Annotated in this window: 3 protein-coding genes; 2 read left to right on the top strand and 1 reads right to left on the bottom strand. The window is 45.7% G+C overall.

From position 1 onward, the window contains the following. On the top strand, positions 1 to 759 hold a 759-nt coding region (locus ABNT28_RS10335), incomplete at its 5' end, for a hypothetical protein (RefSeq protein WP_348721544.1). Between the two features lie 45 nt (positions 760 to 804). Here the strand turns inward: ABNT28_RS10335 and ABNT28_RS10330 are convergent. Further along, positions 805 to 1371, bottom strand: coding sequence for a hypothetical protein (locus ABNT28_RS10330; RefSeq protein WP_348721543.1), 567 nt, complete (start codon positions 1369 to 1371; stop codon positions 805 to 807). Between the two features lie 299 nt (positions 1372 to 1670). Here ABNT28_RS10330 and ABNT28_RS10325 point away from each other — a divergent pair. Next, the coding region (locus ABNT28_RS10325) for a LamG-like jellyroll fold domain-containing protein (RefSeq protein ID WP_348721542.1) at positions 1671 to 3664 on the top strand (1994 nt) is incomplete at its 3' end.

Below are 3664 nucleotides of genomic sequence, written 5' to 3'. Positions count from 1 at the left end.
TTTTATGGCTATTGCAAGACCGGCTTGATTTTTGATCAGCCAAACGGTCTGGTCATGCGGACGCGCAATCAGTCAGACACCAAAAATGTAAAACTATGCCAGGAAGCTGATGTTCCGGATAATCGCAGCCACCCTTATTGGCCCTTTGTGCAGAATTCGCCAGCAATCACTGAAGCCGAACCGCATGCGGTAACGGTGATTTTGCTTGAACAGACGAATAATAATACGGTCAATCGCTACAGCCTTGTGTTCGTTTTTGATGATGCCAATTCAGGCGGGACGTCAAAACAGATTCAAATCCAGTTTAACAATCTGGAACCCGAACGCGATCTAACTGACATTAATGATGTTTATACATTTGCCGATGATGATGACGAATATGAGACGGGAAGGATCAACCAAAATGGATCGATTCTGGCAAGTCCACGATGGAAAAATGCCCATGATGGCTTTGTTGTGCCTCTGAAATTACCACTCAATGCGATCGGCGAGGGGGAACGCTATGATCTAAAATTTTATGATCAGCGCCCCGACGGATCAACCGCACCAACACCGAATCCAAACCTAAATCTAATCAGCGTGACGACGATTAACAGCTGGAATATCCGTGCGCGCGTCAAAGGGCCAGATGGCGATAAAATAAAGTTTATAAAAGTGCCGTTCGATGCAGCTTCAGCCACACCAAAAACGGCAATCCAGATCAGGGTGACGAGCGCACGCTTTTGCCCAAAACCACAATCAGCGTCAAATAACGGCTAGCAAAGCCATTGCCCAGCATGGTTCAAAATATTAAAAATAATTGGCCTAGTACTGGCCATAGCTAAGTGTGTGAAAGCTGCCATTATCGATGATGATTTCAGTTCCGAAAATGGCAATTTGTCCCCCAGCGGCAAGTGCACAGGACACCACCACATAGCGGTCAAAGGGGGATTTGACTGTCGGCAATTTGCGATGGACGAAACTTGCTGTCTGCCGACCTCGCATTTCGGTAAGGTTCGTTTGTCGAACTGCGGAATCGACCAATGACACGCCGTCCAAAAACGCGGGACTAACCGCGTGAATACGGCGCGTGCAGCGATTTGCAATCATCTGTGTTTCAGGTAGCCCGCCAATTGCATAATGCGGTGGAAAGCCATTCGATAGCTTGACCTGATATAGGCTTAGTTCAAGATTTTCCCGCGCTTCGGCTTGAAGATGCGAGATAATCTGAATGGTTGTGGCATTTTCTCGGTTTCGTATCACCATATCAAGAAGCGGGATTGCCGTCAGACTCAGCACAACAATAACCAGCAAGACTGATGCAAGCGCAAACCCATCATCCGTTTGCTGCAGAAAAGAACGCTGAAACTCGGCCTTGGTTCGAAACGACATTTTTTTCCCTTGATGCTGTGGTGAAAACAATTGCCACGCAGGATCGCCCGAAAGAGGCAAGCAACTAGATCGCCCATAAATCTAGAAGAAGCGCTGATGAAAACCAAATCAGGTAAATTTTCAAATTAGAGATTGCCTGATGAATTTGATAGTAAATTGTTCTTTTTCAGAATGTTGCAGAAATTTTTAGATTGCCGCTCTTCGTCAATTAAGTCGAATTTTTTGATCATCCAAATATTAATATACCGTAAATTTTAAAGATCTAATGAAGCTGTACACCACATTGGGCGCAAATTTTCATGTCGGTTCTTTCCATTATCTTGCGGTTTTTAAAAATCAGAAAACTGGGAATTTCACTGGTCGAAATACTGGTCTACACCACGGTATTTTCGATTGCTTCGATTGGAATTTTTTCACTTTTGATTGGGTTTAAAGGCAGCTGGATCAACATTAACACCAATATAAATCAGGCCGAGCAGGCAGATTATGCGACGAAATATATCCAGACGCAGCTTGGTCGATCGGACAGCGTATCGATTGATCATGTCAAACTTGGCGATCAGGCCTGTTTACTGCTTCGCCAGAATAACCCGGTCCAGCGCAGTGGAACTGTTTTTGATGGAAGTAGCCGTTATATCGGATCTGGATCCTCTGCACCAATGCTTGCCGGAAGTTCGCTGACGGTTTCTTTTTGGTTAAGAGTCGATTCACAACAGCAAGGCATTGCAAATATCATGAATTGGGGAAACGCATCGCACAAACGGCAATTTGCTGCACAGCTGAATAACGGTGTGTTTCTCCTGGATTTTGGCGGTGCTACCTTTGCCTTGTCAAATGGCAAGGATTTGCGCGACTCCAAATGGCATCATGTTGCCATCACCTATGATTCGCAAAATCTGGTTCCTCCCTTACCCGGCAATAGCATTCGGGTATATATTGATAATGCTTTACAGACGGGCGAATATATTTCGGTGCGTCAACCTGATTTTTCAAAGCTGCAAACCGCCGCCGGAACGCGTCTTTATGTCGGCAGTCTTCGGCTTGAAACGGCAAATCGTCTAAACGGCGCTGTTTCCGATCTTCGCATTTGGCAAAAGTCCTTGTCAGCAGAAGATATCACGAAACTGGCGACGGGGCCTGCGAGCGTTGATGTCCATTCGACTTTGCTACAATATCACTGGCCATTACAAATTGTGGGGAAGGGACAAAGCCGGTTTGTCGGGATTGGCCCGCGTCAATGGGTGGGGCTATTTCACGGAAAATGGCTCGATAACAGAATTGTTACGACAACGAACGAGACAAGCAAAATCACGCATTTCTGCTTTTTTGATCAAAATAAAGATGGGCTATATGAATTATGGGCGTCGCAGGCGGTAGCAGAAATCCCGAAGACTGGGCCAACCGAACCTGATTGGGAACGTATCGGCGGCGATATATTTGTGCCAAAGGATGGCGGCACATTTTTTCAGGCCATTTCTAAAAGCCCTGATCCGGTGACCGCCAATTTTGCGCTTGGTTCGGATAGATATGGCGCGCCAGCAGACCAGAAAAAAAATCAAACCAGCAGCTTTTCGACCAAGGTAAATTATAAATCAAAGGCTTTATGTCGTGTTGTGAAATCCGATTTGATGCAGGGAAACTGCCGCTTTTCTGCTGCCTTTGCCAAAATTGACAGCAATTACGACAAGGGAAATGAAAGTCTTGGCATTTTCAACGCAACAAAGGCGACCGATGCTGTCACTGGCATGATTACCTATACCAATATTCCCTATGCCAATTCGCAACTGCGCGGTGAATGGAACAGTGAACGCGGTTATCTTCGTATTTTTAATCAGGATGGAAGCACGCTTGCAATCAAGGATTGGAATCGGATTTTCAGAGAAATCACCTATTTGCCGAAGGCAAGCAGCTATAAATCCGACCGCCTTGTTACATTTTCGCTTGGTGATTTGGCATTTCATAACGATCAAGGTTTTCGCTTTTACGATTTTCATAAATCGACGAAATCACCCTATAAATATGCTGATGCCGTTACCGAAACGGCCAGTTTACCCGATAGTAAATGCGGTTTAAAACCGTATGTCGCGACGATAACTTCGGCAGAGGAACAGGATTTTATTCAGCAAAAAATGCATTACAGCAGCGTGTATTCAGGATGGCAAAGCGGCTGGCTTGGCGCCATTGGAAGTACCGAAAAAATCTGGTCATGGGACAGCGGCCCGGAAAAAGGTCAGAAATTCTGGTCAGGCGGCCCCTTTGATATGGGGTTTCGGAAAAGCGATGATGCCAAAAT

The organism is uncultured Candidatus Puniceispirillum sp., assembly GCF_963979125.1.
Lineage (GTDB): Bacteria > Pseudomonadota > Alphaproteobacteria > Puniceispirillales > Puniceispirillaceae > Puniceispirillum.
Note: the sequence above shows the minus strand (reverse complement) of the source record. Positions and strands in the feature narration are given on the sequence as shown.

Excerpts from the sequence above, each read along its gene's own strand:
- ABNT28_RS10330 (WP_348721543.1), bottom strand. The coding sequence starts at position 1,371 with ATGTCGTTTCGAACCAAGGCCGAGTTTCAGCGTTCTTTTCTGCAGCAA.